This window comes from Microcystis sp. M44BS1, assembly GCF_020244875.1.
In the GTDB taxonomy this organism is placed as follows: Bacteria; Cyanobacteriota; Cyanobacteriia; order Cyanobacteriales; family Microcystaceae; genus Microcystis; species Microcystis panniformis.
Genome location: NZ_JADBVM010000310.1, coordinates 1 through 16,049, shown reverse-complemented (window position 1 = coordinate 16,049; position 16,049 = coordinate 1). Strand labels below are relative to the sequence as shown.

Below are 16,049 nucleotides of genomic sequence, written 5' to 3'. Positions count from 1 at the left end.
TTAGGGCAATAGGATCGATAATCCAGTATTCAGGAATGCCTCTCACTGCGTATTCTGAACGTTTATAACGGTAGTCATCGTCGGCATTATTGGGGCTAACAATTTCTACAACTAAGAGGGGAGGAAATTCAATTACTGCTGTGGTCATATTTCTAATCTCTTGACATTGTTCAGCAGTTAAAATCATTAAGTCGGGGATTCTCGATTTAGCTTTATCGGTGCGAATTCCCACCGTAGCAGGCATAACTTGCCAGTCCAATTGTAGCCTCTCTATTTCCCTTTCTAACACCTTAAATATATATCTGAGTATCAAAGCATGAAAGCCACTAGCGGGAGGCATGGAAATTAATTCTCCGTTAAATAATTCGTACTTATTATCTGTGGAGTCCTGATAATTTAAATATTCCGCAAAGGTATATAATTTTTCTTTGGTAGCAATCATGATAATCTCTAGAAAAAACTTAATTCAATCTCCTTAAGGGGGGTAGGGTTGATTCATGAATCAACCCTACTATGAATCAACCCTACTATGAATCAACCCTACTATGAATCAACCCTACTATGAATCAACCCTACTATGAATCAACCCTAGGGTTAGGGGGAAACTGACAATTTTTAACACCTAGCTTTTTACTCAAGATTCGATATCCTCAACTTTTTTGGGAACCGTTGCAGTTAAAACCTCATTTCCTGTGGCAGTAACTAACACATCATCTTCGATACGGATACCGATACCTCGCCATTTTTCTGGCACTTCCGGCTGTCCTTCAGCAGGTTTAATATCGGGGGAGATATAAATCCCCGGTTCCACGGTTAAAACATGACCAGGCTGCAAAGTTTGCCAAGTTTCTTCGTTAACTTTATAACCTCCCGCATCATGGACATCTAATCCTAACCAATGACCAGTTCTGTGCATATAAAAAGGCTTATATTTTTCCTCTTTAATTATCTCATCAATGGGGCCAACCAATAGCCCTAAATCTACTAATCCTTCCACAATTGTTCTCACAGCTGTGTCATGAAAAAGATTATAAGGATTACCAGTTTTTACCACTTCAATCGCCTTTAATTGAGCTTCTAGAACAATTTCATAGATAATTTTTTGTTCGGGGGTAAATTTACCATTAACGGGAAAAGTGCGGGTAATATCACCGTTATAGTAATTGTAGGCACAACCGGCATCAATTAATAAAAGCTCATTTTCTTGTACTTGGCGATTATTGTTGATATAGTGCAGAATACAGGCATTAGCGCCACTAGCGACAATAGAAGGATAAGCAGGACCCATACCCCCTTCTAGGCGAAAAGTATGCTCAATTTCCGCTTGAATTTGATACTCATAGTGACCAACTTTTGTGAATTCTCTGGCGCGATTATGTGCCTGTGCTGAAATAGCAGTTGCTTTGCGAATATTGTCCAATTCGGCCTCGGTTTTCAGTAAGCGCAAAGGATGGAGAATAAAATTAGTATCCTCTAAAGCAGTCGGTCCGGTGCCGCGACGGGGAAAAGTGGCGATTAATTTTTGCCAGTGATTGAGAACATTTGTATTAAAAGTTTTGTCCCGGCCGAGATGATAATAAATTCGTTCGGCTTTTTCGAGATATTGGGGTAATTTTTCCTCCAATTCTTCGATAGAATAGGCCTCATCAGCAGCAAAAATCTCCTTCGCTCCTTCCACACCGTGGAGATAGCCGGTCCAGGTTTCTTTTTCTGGATCTTTTGGCTGCACGAACAGGATAAACTGATGTTCGGGGTGATGGGGTGCTAAAACCGCCACCGCCTCCGGTTCATTAAATCCTGTCAGGTAAAAAAAGTCACTATCCTGACGATAGGTGTATTCTACGTCATTGTGCATGACTGCCATGGGCGCACTGCGAAAAATTGCCGTTCCATTGCCGATTTTTTCCATTACCTGCTGACGACGCTGCTGAAACTCTCTGCGATCGATGCCCATAGATATTCCTAAAAATGTCACAATAAGTCCTAGAGTCTATTATCGCTAATCTTTTTAATTTATGACCCCTGAAGAACCGGATTTTTCCCAAGATATCATCGAAAGGCGCGAGTTTACCCTAGCAGATTTTATCGCTCAAGAGGGGGCGGATTTCCTCAAAGGGGAATCTCCCGTCCCTAAATTGGTGCAAGTTACCACAGAGATTAAACAATTTATTGCCGCTAATTTAGGGGATTCTTCGGGAGCTTTGCAGATAATTTTACAGCTTATCGTTGATGAAGAATTAACAAAAGTCAGTCAAAATTTAGATAATCCCGTTCAAGCTTTACAGTTAATCCTAGAAGAAATTTTAGACAATCAAGAATTACTCTATGAATTAGTACACCGAGTCGATGTGAAATGGGGACAATTATACGGGGAACGTCCCTATTTTCAAAAACCCCATCAAAAACCTCACCCTGAAGACGAATACACCCACAATTCCGTTAGAGATAAGTTAGTCAGTTTATTAGCCAGATTAGAAGCGAATAAGTAGTAGAGCCTATAGCAGTTATTAGGAGACTCCGAGACAATGCCCTATCAAGACATACCTTATCTTTAGGAAAAACTCTGTATTTTAATTATTTCTTAATAGAGAGACTAACAGGACTGACAAGGAGAATCTATCCCCAGACAGACCACTGGGGCGGTCAGGGGTGAAAATAGGTGTAAGATGAAAAAATTCTCCGATAACTGTTGCCCTATCCCCTGCGTGCCTACCTATTCCTACTATACCGCCGATGTTTTTAGCGATCGCATTTTTGGCGGTAATCCCCTGGCGGTTTTTCCAGAAGCATCTGGATTAACCCGCACCCAGATGCAAAAAATCGCCGCCGAATTTAACTTCTCGGAGACAGTCTTCGTTTTTCCGCCAGAAACGCCCCAAGGCACTAAAAAAGTCCGTATCTTCACCCCCAGTACCGAATTACCCTTTGCAGGTCATCCTACCGTCGGTACAGCCTATATTTTAGCCCTAATCGCTGCTATTCCCCCCCACCAAGAAACCACGATTTATCTGGAGGAAGGAGTCGGTTTAGTACCAGTGAAAATTCTCATGGAGGGGGAAAAACCGGTCTATAGTGAGTTAAAAGTGGCACAATTGCCCGAATTAGTGGCGGATACTTATGCTCTCGATGATTTAGCGGCGATTCTTTCCCTCAGCGTTGCCGATTTCTTACCTGGTTATCCCCCTCGCGCCTTTTCCTGTGGCCTTCCTTTTTTATTCATCCCCGTTAGAAACCGCGATATTTTAGGGAGAATAAAACTAAATCTAAGTCTCTGGTCATCATTATTAGGCCAATCCCCCGCTAATTCCCTTTTTGTCTGCTGTTTTGACCCGGAATCCCCCCAATCTCGTCTCTATGGCCGAATGTTTGCCCCCGGTTTGGGAGTTATGGAGGATCCCGCCACCGGTTCGGCTGTGGCCGCTTTAGCGGGCTACCTAGGGGCCTTAGAATCTTCTAGGGAAGGGATGAATCAATGGACGATAATCCAAGGAGTGGAAATGGGCAGACCCAGCAGTTTACAATTAAAGTTCCAAAAAAACAACCGTGAAATTACGGAAGTTTCTGTGGGTGGTGCATCAGTTCTAGTCTGCCAAGGCAAAATGATAATTCCCGATGGGGAAACAAAAAGTGATATAAACAGGTCATTGTGATAGCAATCACTGAAGTTATTAAAAAGGAGATGAACAATCTTAAAACATTAAGCCTTGCAAGGATCAATCTCCGTTTTGTGGGATGGATGAGAATAAATTTGACAGGGTATATCGAAAAATATAAAATTTTTAGAGGGATAACCAAGAAAAAAACAGCAGTTATCTTAATGACGAGGCCGTAGGCGAAACGAGTTTATACCTTGTTTTTCTGAGAAAATATGTCATAGTCAATGGAATGTCTATAGTTAGAGCCTATTAAAATTAATCATTATGCTCACCTCTTATCAGGAATTACAAAAAGAACTTAGTTTGTCGTTACAAGACCTAAGTAGTTTTGCAGACAAATTCCGAGAAAGTTATGATATTATAGTATCTTCAAACGAAATCAATGAGAATCACGGTGTCGGGGTTCTTTTAAAGAGAATTTTCCCTGATACCAGTGGGATAGTCTCCTTACGAACCACTAATCTCTACGGAGGAGAGCAAGATTTTGGAGTCCATAATTTTTGTCTGGATGTGCGAGGTTGTTCCTACGGGGAAATTTTATTAAAGATCCAAAATTTATTTGTTCATTTAAAACCGAAAAGAGTCCTAGTAATTCCCTACTTTGTCGAAGATTTTTATGTGGCCATAGCCCTAAAAGCCCTCTTTCAAGTACCCGTTTGTACCTACCTGATGGATGATCAAAACATCTATGTCAGGGCTGTGGCCGATGGGATTGTTAAGCAATTAATCGATAGCAGCGATCTAATTTTAGGCATTTCTCAGCCTCTTTGTCAAGCCTATAGTAAAAAATACGAAAGAAAAATTTGGTTTGTACCGCCCCTAGTAGAAAGTTATTTAATACCCCCAGAAATTACCGTCCCCGATTCTATGGCAAGAGGGATTTTGATCGGTAATATCTGGTCTCAGACTTGGTTAGAAAATCTCAGGCAATTATGTCGAGAATCCCAGATCAAATTAGATTGGTATGGCAATCCTAATCGTCAATGGTTGCAATTCCAAGAAGCAGAGTTAGAACAAGATGGTATCTTTTTTAAAGGTTACTGCAGCCAAGATGCTCTCATCTACTACTTACGTCAAGCCCCTTTTGCAATCGTTCCCACCGCCAGTTCTGAAAACGAGCAAGATCGTCCCGAATTCGCCTGTTTGAGTTTACCTTCCCGCATTCCCTTTATTACCGCCGTTGCTAATACTCCGCTCATTATTGTTGGTCGTGAAGATAGTGCCGCCGCTCAGTTCGTCAAAGAATTCGAATTAGGAACTGTCTGTGATTATAAAGCTCAAAGCTTATTAACAGAAATAGAGAAACTGCGAATAGAAAGCAATCAACTGCGGTTCCGTTATTCCAGTCAAAAATTAGCCAAAAGCTTAAAAGCCGATCATTTTGATGACTGGCTCTGGAGATCCTTAGAACAGGGAAAACCCATCGATAATCGCTTTGAACAATTCGAGAAAAATAGCCTTAAGTGCAGTGTGATCGTTACCGCTAGTGAAGTCAATCAAAGTCACGGGACAGGAGCCTTGGTCAGAAGAATCTTTCCCGATGATAGCGAGATTATTTCTATCCGTTCCGATAATCACTATGGTGGTGAACAACAATTCGGGGTCTTAAGCTTCCACCTTGACCACAAGAAAATGTCGCGACCGGCGATATTTCAATCAATTCTACAAACTCTCGGACACCATCAAGTTCAAAAAGTTTTTTGTGTCCCTTATTACGCCAGCGATCTGCTGACATCGATCGCTATTAAGGAATTATTTAATGTTCCCCTTGCCACCTACATCATGGACGATCAGAATATCTGCGTTCAGGAGATATCCGATGATTTGATGAAAGAGTTTTTAAGCAAATGTTCCGTTCGTTTTGCCACCCATCCCGAACTCCGCGACGCTTACGAGAATAAGTACGGCTACAAATTTTGGCTCCTACCGGCGATCGTTCCCCACCGTCTCATTAATAGTGAAGTTGCCGAAGTTTCTTCCCAACGCTGTCAAGAAAAATGGGGAGCTTTATTAGGGAGCATTTGGAGTCCCCAATGGTTCCAATCTCTTTTAGAGAGTATTCAAGGAGCAGGAGTTAAACTAGATTGGTATGGCAATTCTAACTATTATTGGCTCAAAGAATCTGCCGCAGAATTAGAAAAATGGGGACTTTATAGCCAAGGACTTTATCCCGAAGAACAACTAGGACAACAACTACAAGCATATCCCTTTGTTATTGTTCCCACGGGAACCATGGACGAAAGAGATGATCGGACAGAATTGTCTCGTCTTAGTTTACCCGGCCGGATTATTTTTAACCTCGCCACCGCTAACACCCCAGTAATTCTTTTAGGCAGTAATAAAACCTCGGCGGCTAACTTTATTAATCGCTTTCAAATTGGTGTGGTTTGTGATTATACACCTGAAAGTTTGGCAGCAGCCGTGGACTACGTTCTTAAACCCGAAAATCAGCAAAGAATGCGAGAAAATGCCGTTAAGGTAGCGGCAAAATTCTCGGATCAAGATATTAACGATTGGGTTTGGCAGTCCCTAGAAAAAGAACAGGCGGCCGATGACAGATTTGAAGCGATTTTACCTCGATCGCCGATCGATTTAGTTCACTTTATTGAGCCCCCCGTTCCCCCAATTATTTATAAAGATTATGCTCAAGTCTATCAAGTCATGCGACGTTTACGAGGGCAAAAATATCGGCCAGATTTTGTGGTTGATGTGGGAGCTTCCCACGGTATTTGGTCTTTTACCGTTAGTCAATTATTCCCTGAAGCTCGCTTTATTCTCATCGATCCGCTAATCTCAAAATACGAGCAATCGGCCAGAAATTACTATATCTGTAATATTCCTAAAGGGGAATTACTAGAAATTGCCATCTCTAATCAAGCTGGTCAGTTAAGTTTTCAAGTTTCCCCCGATTTGTACGGTAGTTCCTTGCTCACTACCACCGATTTTAGAAACTATGAAACGATTACAGTGGCAGTAAAAACCCTCGATCAGGTGGCAACCGATCAGGAAATTTCTGGCAGAGGAATATTAAAATTAGACGTGCAATGTGCCGAGCATATCGTTTTAGAAGGAGCCAAAGAATTTATCGCTCAGGTGGATTTAGTCGTTGCTGAACTCTCCTTTATTCGCTATGATCAGGACGCTCTCGTTTTCAATGAAATGCTTAATCTTTTAGAGCAGCTTGGTTTCCGTTATTATGACGAAACCGGTGAATGGAGATCCCCCGTTGATGGCACACTCCTCCAAAAAGAAGTGGTCTTTATTCGCCAAGATTTGTTAGTTCCCGAAACTAGCCGCAAAATTGAAAATTCTCCCAGTCAAGCTTAAGACAATTTACCCAATCACTAGCCAAAATGATGAAACAATTATTAGCCAAAAATAAAATAGTTCAGCGATTTAAAGCAGTCAAAGATTTATTTCTAGAAAAACTTGATTCACTCAGTCATGTCCAACTTGAACAAATCCAAAAACTGGAAAAACTGGAGAAACTTAATCAGCTTGATCCCTTAGATTTTAAGGTTGAGCAACTCAATAACTCCACGGAGCAGCTCCGACAAGAAAATGCAGAAACCAAGCGAAAGGCTGATTTATTACTGGAAAATCAAGCTTTTTTACTGAAGTTTTCCGTTGATCTCGTCCAAGGCATTCAACAATTTAACCAAGATTCCCAGCAACAACAGCAAGCTATTTATCAGGCGATCGAGAAAATTTATCAAGATTCCCAGCAACAACAGCAAGCTATTTATCAGGCGATCGAGAAAATTTATCAAGATTCTCAACAACAACAGCAAGCTATTTATCAAACTTTTCAAGCATTTCAAGAGGAAACTCGAGAACGTTTTCAACTTAATCAACAAGTGCTAAGTAAAGTTTATGAGTATATTCATAATTATAAATTTAAGGTTGTCACTAATCAATCAAATTTTCAAGGTATTGAAGTTGAATTGATGTGTTATTTATACTCCTATCTTCCCTATCCTTCTGCCTTAGATATTGGAGCCAATCAGGGGGATGTAACAGAACGACTATTGCAAACAGGCTATGAAGTTTATGCCTTTGAACCGTTTTTACCCGTTGTCGAAAAATTAAAAAATCGTCTATCTAATTTCTCTAATCTTCACGTTTTTCCTTTAGCATTAGGAGCGATAAATGAGGAGAGAGAGCTGCACCTAGTCGGGGATCAAAATCTGGTTAATGACCCGAATAGTCAACCCCTTTATCCTGACGCTGACTATACTCTACTGAGCAGTATTAACATCCATTCGTTACCAGAAGGAATGGTCTTTACAGAAACAGTCCCTATTACGGTGACAACTCTGGAAACCTTACATCAGCAACAGCAGGTTCCCTCGGAAGTTGGTTTGGTAAAAATTGATACCGAAGGTTTTGACTTACAAGTTATTCAAGGGATGGGAGATTGGCGTTACCCTGTGGTAGTTGCTGAGTTTTGGGATGAAAAGTTTCCTTTTGGTGAGTTTGGGGTGGACAACCGCTTACCGAGTCTTGTCGAAGCAATGAAATTACGCGGCTATCACTGGTTTATTGTAATTTATCGAGTATTTCCTAATAATGAGGTGAGTTTTTATTGTAATCACTTAATATCCGTTGGTAGTTCCTGGGGAAATATTTTCTTTTTTCAGGAGCATTCTATTTTTAGTGAAGCACTTAAATGGTGTTCTTGTGTCATGCCCGCAACTTATTTCTCTAATGCTTATTAAAATCTTGGCTAAATATTGAGTTGTTTAATCAAGGATAGTTTGAAAAAATTCTGGTCAATGCTCAAGTATATGAAAAAAACACTCACAACGCTACAATCTCTGATCCAATCCCCCAGTTTTTTTGTTTATTTAACATTATTAAGTTTGCTATGGATTGCCCATTTTCTTTTTTTTCAATCCTTTGGACTCTATGAAGACGACTGGGCCTTTACAGGTATTGCCATCAATCAGACTTGGAGTCGAAACTTAGAAACGATTAATAGTGCTTTGATAACTTTTTGGCAGGGTCGTCCCTTACACAGGGTATTCCTAACTATCTTACCTTTTTTTGGAGCTAAACTAGGAGGCATATCAACCCTATATCTGATAGGTTTTTTCCTTCTCACTTGTAACGCCTGTTTATTTTATAGATTACTGAGAAATATTACCAAAATATACTACTCTGCTCTCCTCCCAACATTGCTTTTTTGTCTTTATCCTGCCGATACAACCTTTAATTATTTACAACATCTTCTGGGATTACAGCCTGCCTTACTATTTATCCTCATTGCTTTTAATCTTTTTGTCAACTCAGCAAAAATTAATAGTCAGTCTAGGCTCTTTAGTTACTTTTTTGCAACCCTTGCATTATTAACGTATGAAAGTCCCTTTTTACTCTTTTTTGCCGCTCCATTTTTAAAGAAAAACACCCAGAATAGGAAGCAAATTTTTATTCATAGTCTAATTTTAACTACTATTTTATTTTTATATTTAGGCTTAAGAAAAATAGCAGGCGAATCCAGAATATCCCAGTTAGCACCCTGGGAAACCTTACAAAAATTTCTTTATCAAATTATTGCTGGTCCGATCGTGGTTAGTGGAACTTTTTTGCTTCGGCCCTGGCAAATTTTAAGCAATCTAAATGTTATCTACTTGATCATTTTATTGATAGCAATAGTCTGTTTTTATGGAATTATAACCTACCTTTACGAAGAGCAATTTAAAGTCAGCTATCATGATTTTTCGAGTCACTTTCAGATTGCCGAACTCATCAGAATGCTAAAACTAGGTTTGGTGATGATGTTTTTAGCCTATCCTTCTGCTATTTTATTAGATGTGAATATCATTGATGGCAGAGCTTCCAGAGTCCATTTTCCAGCAGTGATAGGCACTACTCTTGTGATGGGTTCTTTGTGGAATCTGTTATTTATCATTACCTATTCTAAACAGTTTTTAAAAACAATTATTAAGGTAATTTTATCTACTTATTTGGCATTCTTGGTAGCTTTTTCGATTAGTGTTCAGCAATATTATGCCCTGAGTTGGCAATATCAACAACACTTTTGGCAGGATATTTTAACCTTGTCGCCAGATATTACCCAAAATACTGTTATTTTAGTGCAGTCTCCCAATTTACAATGGGGAAAACAAATTAATCCCTTTGATTGGAGTGTTCCTTCTGTTTTAAGTTCTATTTATAAGTTTCCCCGTGATTGGAAATTTCCGCCGAGGGTTTATGTTTTAAATTCCATCCCTCAATCCGTTGATTCATGGAAAGGAATGATTAAGTCCGATGGCAATTTTTTGATTTCCAATCAAAATCAAGGGGTTAGATTTCACTATAATTGGGAACCAGATAGAATCGTCGAGTCCAAAGATATTATTTTATTGGTTGAAGAAAATAAAAAGCTCGTTCGTCAATCCCAAGTCACCCTAGCCGATGGTCGAAAAATTGGGCTAAAACCAGCGAATCCCAACTCCCCCTTTCCTTCTTTTCCTACCAGTGTCATCTTTCCTCATTTAATTCCTGCTTCTGTCTCTTCGCCTTCCCAAGGAAGGGCTTCTGCGATTTACATGGAGCCTCAAAAGTGAATAAGCTTTTTCAATCTTATATCTTTAAGAAGTGTTCTAATTCCACGCTCAAGTATGGTTGAAAAAAAGTTGGTGTTTTTTCCGAATTTATGGTATTCTCCGAGATGAACACAGTGGTAACTTTAAGTGCAGTGCATTGCCTGACTTTTTGCCTTTATTTAGTTATGGAATACTGATATTATGAGTTATTTGGACTTTTTCTCTAAAGATTGTTTACGTTATATTCCCTCCTCCAGGCTTTCTCAAAAGAAAGTATTGGTTGTTGGTTGTGGCAATGGTGGTGATTGCGCTCCGTTTGTTGAGGCACAGGAAGTTCATGGGATTGATATCTGTGATGATATCGGTCAGAATTTTATTCACGATAAAGTTCAGTACTTTCAAGAATCTGCTGAGTCTATGAACAGAGAGTCAAATTATTACGATTTGGTGTTCTCCGTTGCAACTTTAGAGCATATTCATAATCTTGAAGCGGCTTTCGCCGAGATTTTACGAGTCACGAAATTAGGAGGATTAATCTACTGTGTAGCAGCCCCACTGTGGAATTCCTATGAAGGTCATCATACTTATGGGGTATTTCCTGAATTTCCCTGGATTCACCTGCGTTTATCCCCTGAGGAATTAATTCACTACATTGAGGCCAGGGAGGATATAGGCTCTTATACTTATATTGGCAATTCTACATCCATTCAAAAATCCAAGATTCAAGATTTAGTCAGCTTTATGTTTTCTGATTATTTTAATCGTATTTCAGCTGAAACCTATTTGAGAATAGCCGATAGTCTAGATGTCTCTTATTGTATTCGTAACGATATTTGGCATGAGGGACAAGCTCTACTGACTTCTGATATTCTTAAGGAGTTACAAGCCAAAGGATTTAGTCAAGAAGAGCTTTTATCAGTTTCCCATACCTTTGTAGCCATCAAGTAAAACTATTAAGAAAAATACAACGCTAAGTCGAACAAAAGAACTCATGAGTGAACTCGCTCCCCATAACCCATCTCTGAGGGCTGACTATCAAAAGCACCAGGACAATCTGGATGACTCCGTTCTTCAGTTAGATCGTCAAGCCTTTCAACGGTTAGCTAACTTAGGCTACCATCCCACCATTGTCTTTGATATTGGTGCCTCTGACGGTGTTTGGTCTTTCTATATGAAACAAGTCTTGCCCCAGGCTAACTTTCACCTCTTTGAGCCACTGATTGATCACAGTCCTGACTATCGCCAGTTTATGGAGGAAACCTTAAGAATTTATCCGTCCTTCTCCTTGCACAAGTATGCACTAGGCGATCGCAATGGGACTGTGGCCATGACTGTCTTCGACAATATTTTAGCCAGCAGTTGTCTGAGCGTGACTCCTCCCGATCAAGAGACACGAATCGTCGAGATTCCCATGCTAAGGTTGGATGAAGCAATGCAACAATTGAATCTACCCCAACCTCAGGTCATTAAAATTGATACCCAAGGTAATGAGTTAAGTATTTTGAAGGGGGCTACCCAGACCCTAGCCAAAGTGGAAGTTCTTTTGCTAGAATGTTGGCTGTATCGTGGCTATGGGCCAGAAACCCCCCTATTAACGGAAATTGCTAACTGGCTACTTCCCTTCAATTTCCGACTATGGGATGTTACTGAGCCTTATCGAAACCCAGAGGGGATTTTGGCTTCCCTAGATTGTGTCTTTGTCCACACGAATGCCAGTTTTTCCAAAAATTGGTACTATTAAAGCCTTCTACTCCCTTATTTCTGCGGGAACTAATCAGGTTCTAGAGAAGTCGTAGCCCACCTAGATGCAAAATCAATTACCAGCTAAGCGATGAACTTTTTTTGAATCTTGATTACTGCCAAGTCTAGTGGAACTAAATGAACCGAGATCTTGACAAAAGCAATGGTTTTTAGTTACTCTTAGACTCGATAAACCTGATAACATATCTCTACTCTGATCACCGCCATGATGTGGTTACATAACCTTTACTATTTGTCATCATGATGTAGCTATCACCCTCTAAGTAAAACTTTTGGAGTTCAAAGAAAACTATGGCTCTTCTTCCTAGCAGTGCTTTAACCTTCCTCAATATTGCCTATTTTAAGGCTCCAGTTTCCCCCATTAGCTTTAATCAAGCTACCTATAGTTGGGTAGAGGCTGTACAGGGATGGGCGGCAGCCGCTTCTGATCCTGCGACCTTTAACAGCCTCACCAATGGCAATCCCCCAACCTACGGATATCTCATTTCTCCTAGTACAGGAAATGCGGAACAGTACGTTAAGGATGTCTATCAGAATCTTTTTGGTTCCGGCCCTTCCGCAGAGCATCTCACTTATTGGAAAAACTGGCTGGCACAGTTTGGCAATAATATCTATATTGGCAAAGACGGAACCAACTATGGCATTGCCAGCTATAAGGCTTTAGTTGTCGCAGTTTACGAATATGCCACCGCAGACGAGATTGCTGCCCTCACTAACCGTCAAGAGGTTTCGCAGTATTTCAGCACCTCCATGCAGAATAATCCTTCGGGAAGTGTGCCTTCGTTTAATACTGCTCAGTATAATGCTGGGTGGGCCAGTATTAGCACGGTTACTAAAGATCCCGCTAGCGTAGCAACAGCTAAAGCAAGTATCGATCAGTTTGTAGCAACGACGGGTAGTGTGGGCAACAGTTTTGTGTTAACGCCCAATCCGGACACTAAGTCAGGAAACCAGTTCTTGGCTCCTCCCGTAGCCGGTCAGGCAGGGGGTGTTCTGAATACCTTTACTTCGGGTGATCAGTTAACGGGAACGGGAACTAATCCCACCCTGACCATTCTCTGGCAGCAGGATACGGCGAATATTACCACTGTTCAGCCTAGCCTGTTAAAGGATGTCAGTACCTTGAATGCGACTCTAGTGGGCAACAATCTGACGGTTCTTTCCACCTTCGTTACAGGTCTGAAGACGGTCAATATCAATGACACCAGTGGTAATTTGACAATGACTAACCTCCAGTCGGCCCTGGAGACGATTTCTATCAGTCGTAGTTTTAGCGGCTCTGATGCTACCTTCACTATTGCTGATGCGGCTTTAGCAGGCACTGAAGATGCTCTAGCAATTAAGCTGAATCAAGTTGTTCCCGCAGCTCTCCCTGGTTTGAATACTAAGCTCGCAGTAAGTAACCTTGCTGGGACGGGCGGCTACGAGAAAGTTTCCGTGAACAGCGCCGGTTTCGACAACACCATCGAAATGGCAGGGGTCGCAGGGCTGAAGTCCTTAACCATTACTGGTGATAAAGCTTTAACTCTTGCCGGCGCTACTTCCCTAGCGAATACGGTAACGCTAGTAGATGCGAGCGCGTTTAATGCGGATTTGACCGTAACAAATGTCGCTCCCACTGGCAACTTAGAGTTTAAAGGCGGCCTAAAAGTTGATACTTTTACCCTCAGCGCGACGGCGGGTAATCACACCCTATCGGGAGGGGCTGGCGATGATAATCTCACCATTGGCAATAATAGTACGGTGAAGGTATCTGGAGGAGATGGTGATGATCGCATTACTTTCACTGACGGCTTCACTAAAACCGATGTTATTGCTGGTGATGCTGGGGTTAATACCTTAGCGTTTGCAACTCCTGCCAACGCAGAGGCGATCACGGAGGAAGATGCGAACATCACAGGTATCCAAACCTTAGCCTTAACCACGGCTGGTACTGGCAATGCAACCCTTCGGGCGGACTTCTTTGGCAATGATGTCAACACCGTTACTCTGGAAAGTGGTACTGTTGCCGCTGGCGCATACACCATTCGTTATAACACCGGAGAAAATACCCTTAACATTTGGGGTACTCCCGTAGTCAATGAAACTGGTTTATTAACGTTGGCAACTAACGGTACGGCGACCACCGACAAGGTTACGGTGAACTTAGTTGGCCGTCCCGCAGTGGGTTCAAACGATATCACGATTGGTGGTCTTGCGCTCAACCCTGTGGATGGTACCACAAAACTCTTTACGGAACGCTTGGTGATTAACTCTAGCGATGCGCTCACGGTTCATACTATTGTTGGTGGCATCACCCTTGCTGAAGTCCCTGGAGTAATCGAGACAGTTACCGTGACAGGGAATTCAGGTCTTGTTGTTTTCGGCAGTCCCATTACAGGTTCCATTACAGCAGATAAAGTGGACGCTTCGGCCCTAACCGGTACTGCTGGTTTGACAATGCTGACTAAGATGGGAAATGCCGCCAATGGCGCGACGGTTCTTGGCTCTCTCACTGGCAATAATACGTTACAGGGCTCGGTCTTCAATGATCAACTTACGGCGGGTGGAGCCGGCGACATTTTACAGGGCAATGCCGGTGCTGATACCTTAACCGGTGGGGCAGGCGTTGACACCTTTGTACAAACTGCTGGGGCAACTGTCGCACTGACACAGGGTCCAGCTATCGGTGGTTTTGGAACTGCTACCTTAACCAATGCAACTGTCGCCCAGTTGACCAACTTAACTGCCCCTCCTCCTGCACCGGTTGATCCTCTCTCTGGCCCCGATATCGTTCAAGGCTTCCAGTCCACTGACCTGTTCCGAACAGGAGTTGCGGCCAACTATACCTTGTTAGCCGCGGGTGGTGCTATTGCTGCCAATCAAAACTTTGGTATCCGAGGTAACTACACTGCCACTGGCACTGGTGCTGGTACTTTTACCGTCAATATTGCGGCAGGTAACGATCTGCTGGTATTTACGGCAGCTGGTGCTGGATTGAACGTTGGTGCCAACTTGGGAACCAACTTAACTGTCCTTCAGGGAGGTGGCGGATTAGCCCTAGCGGCAGCCAACTTCGTCGTCTAAATTTTATCCGCAGAGATTGGTTTTGTCTGTGTCTAATTTAGTCCGATTTGTATCGTGCCAAGGTTCTACCCTGGCACGATAAAAGGGAGGGTCTCCCTCCCTTCTCTGCTCCCGTGGTCTAGTCATAGTAGGGTTAATTCATCAATAAACTCTCATAGTAGGGTTAATTCATGAATTAACCCTACTTTTGATAAGGGGGGTGTTGATCCCCCCTTCCCCCCTTGATAAGGGGGGTGTTGATCCCCCCTTCCCCCCTTGATAAGGGGGGTAATAGCTTCAATTTCCTCGCGACTTTTCTGGGGGAAATCGCTTTAAGAGTTCCTGCTTGGAACAATGGAGGAGTAAAGGAGTAAATTCTTCCGGAGGCAGTTGTAAAATCCGGCTGATAATAGCTTGCAGTGGTGGGTCTAACTCACCAAAACGGACTCGGAGCAGGTTTTCCACCACCAAACGTTCTCCCTCTTGCAGACCTTGTTCTTCTCCTTCGGCCAGTGCCTCTTGATAGACTCTCGTTTGTTTTAAATCACTTAGTCCAAACATAGCTTCAATTTCCTCGCGACTTTTCTGGGGGAAGTAGTAGGGTTAATTCATGAATTAACCCTACCTTTGATAAGGGGGGTGATAGCTTCAATTTCCTCGCGACTTTTCTGGGGGAAATCGCTTTAAGAGTTCCTGCTTGGAACAATGGAGGAGTAAAGGAGTAAATTCTTCTGGAGACAGTTGTAAAATCCGGCTGATAATAGCTTGAATTTCTGGGTCTAACTCACCAAAACGGACTCGGAGCAGGTTTTCCACCACCAAACGTTCCCCCTCTTGCAGACCTTGTTCTAGACCCCGTTCTAAACCCCGTTCTAAACCCCGTTCTAGACCCCGTTCTAGACCCCGTTCTTCTCCTTCGGCCAGTGCCTCTTGATAGACTCTCGTTTGTTTTAAATCACTTAGTCCAAACATAGCTTCAATTTCCTCGCGACTTTTCTGGGGTAATTTGTAAATAATGATACTTTCGATTAGATTAATT

The 16,049-nt window shown here is 42.0% G+C and carries 11 protein-coding genes and 1 pseudogene; 8 read left to right on the top strand and 4 right to left on the bottom strand.

The genetic code is table 11. The features are described 5' to 3' along the window. A partial coding sequence (locus tag IM515_RS23035) for a Uma2 family endonuclease (protein WP_287628174.1) occupies positions 1-442 on the bottom strand: 442 nt, incomplete at its 3' end. Between the two features lie 192 nt (positions 443-634). Continuing rightward, a complete protein-coding gene (locus IM515_RS23030; RefSeq protein WP_287628173.1) occupies positions 635-1,954 on the bottom strand; it encodes an aminopeptidase P N-terminal domain-containing protein in 1,320 nt (439 codons plus the stop codon). A 61-nt stretch (positions 1,955-2,015) separates the two neighbouring features. Between IM515_RS23030 and IM515_RS23025 the strand changes: the two genes are divergently transcribed. The 8 genes from IM515_RS23025 (at position 2,016) to IM515_RS22990 (ending at position 15,031) form a co-directional block, all read left to right on the top strand. Next, complete coding sequence (locus IM515_RS23025) at positions 2,016-2,489, top strand: hypothetical protein (protein ID WP_002765867.1); 474 nt, start codon at positions 2,016-2,018, stop codon at positions 2,487-2,489. A gap of 216 nt (positions 2,490-2,705) precedes the next feature. Further along, entirely contained in the window at positions 2,706-3,650 is a 945-nt protein-coding gene (locus IM515_RS23020; RefSeq protein WP_287628175.1) for a PhzF family phenazine biosynthesis protein, read from the top strand. A 270-nt stretch (positions 3,651-3,920) separates the two neighbouring features. Next, the gene (locus tag IM515_RS23015; protein WP_287628172.1) at positions 3,921-6,983 is read left to right on the top strand and encodes an FkbM family methyltransferase; all 3,063 of its coding nucleotides are present in this window, start codon (positions 3,921-3,923) and stop codon (positions 6,981-6,983) included. Positions 6,984-7,009: 26 nt separating this feature from the next. Further along, entirely contained in the window at positions 7,010-8,374 is a 1,365-nt protein-coding gene (locus tag IM515_RS23010; RefSeq protein WP_287628171.1) for an FkbM family methyltransferase, read from the top strand. A gap of 69 nt (positions 8,375-8,443) precedes the next feature. Beyond that, entirely contained in the window at positions 8,444-10,225 is a 1,782-nt protein-coding gene (locus IM515_RS23005) for a hypothetical protein (RefSeq protein WP_287628170.1), read from the top strand. A gap of 180 nt (positions 10,226-10,405) precedes the next feature. After that, the gene (locus tag IM515_RS23000; RefSeq protein WP_287628169.1) at positions 10,406-11,152 is read left to right on the top strand and encodes a class I SAM-dependent methyltransferase; all 747 of its coding nucleotides are present in this window, start codon (positions 10,406-10,408) and stop codon (positions 11,150-11,152) included. Positions 11,153-11,195: 43 nt separating this feature from the next. Then, entirely contained in the window at positions 11,196-11,945 is a 750-nt protein-coding gene (locus IM515_RS22995) for an FkbM family methyltransferase (protein WP_287628168.1), read from the top strand. Between the two features lie 311 nt (positions 11,946-12,256). After that, complete coding sequence (locus IM515_RS22990) at positions 12,257-15,031, top strand: beta strand repeat-containing protein (RefSeq protein ID WP_287628167.1); 2,775 nt, start codon at positions 12,257-12,259, stop codon at positions 15,029-15,031. Positions 15,032-15,307: 276 nt separating this feature from the next. Here the strand turns inward: IM515_RS22990 and IM515_RS22985 are convergent, their stop codons facing one another. Together IM515_RS22985 and IM515_RS22980 are read right to left on the bottom strand one after the other, a co-directional pair. Next, positions 15,308-15,571: a hypothetical protein gene (locus tag IM515_RS22985; protein WP_287628166.1), complete on the bottom strand. Its 264-nt coding sequence runs from the start codon at positions 15,569-15,571 to the stop codon at positions 15,308-15,310. An 87-nt stretch (positions 15,572-15,658) separates the two neighbouring features. Then, positions 15,659-16,049 (bottom strand): annotated as a pseudogene (locus tag IM515_RS22980) (Rpn family recombination-promoting nuclease/putative transposase); the annotation flags it as partial.

Coding starts and splice junctions, on each gene's coding strand:
- IM515_RS23025 (WP_002765867.1), top strand. CDS start 2,016: ATGACCCCTGAAGAACCGGATTTTTCCCAAGATATCATCGAAAGGCGC.
- IM515_RS23030 (WP_287628173.1), bottom strand. CDS start 1,954: ATGGGCATCGATCGCAGAGAGTTTCAGCAGCGTCGTCAGCAGGTAATG.
- IM515_RS22995 (WP_287628168.1), top strand. CDS start 11,196: ATGAGTGAACTCGCTCCCCATAACCCATCTCTGAGGGCTGACTATCAA.
- IM515_RS23010 (WP_287628171.1), top strand. CDS start 7,010: ATGATGAAACAATTATTAGCCAAAAATAAAATAGTTCAGCGATTTAAA.
- IM515_RS23015 (WP_287628172.1), top strand. CDS start 3,921: ATGCTCACCTCTTATCAGGAATTACAAAAAGAACTTAGTTTGTCGTTA.
- IM515_RS22990 (WP_287628167.1), top strand. CDS start 12,257: ATGGCTCTTCTTCCTAGCAGTGCTTTAACCTTCCTCAATATTGCCTAT.
- IM515_RS23000 (WP_287628169.1), top strand. CDS start 10,406: ATGAGTTATTTGGACTTTTTCTCTAAAGATTGTTTACGTTATATTCCC.
- IM515_RS23005 (WP_287628170.1), top strand. CDS start 8,444: ATGAAAAAAACACTCACAACGCTACAATCTCTGATCCAATCCCCCAGT.
- IM515_RS22985 (WP_287628166.1), bottom strand. CDS start 15,571: ATGTTTGGACTAAGTGATTTAAAACAAACGAGAGTCTATCAAGAGGCA.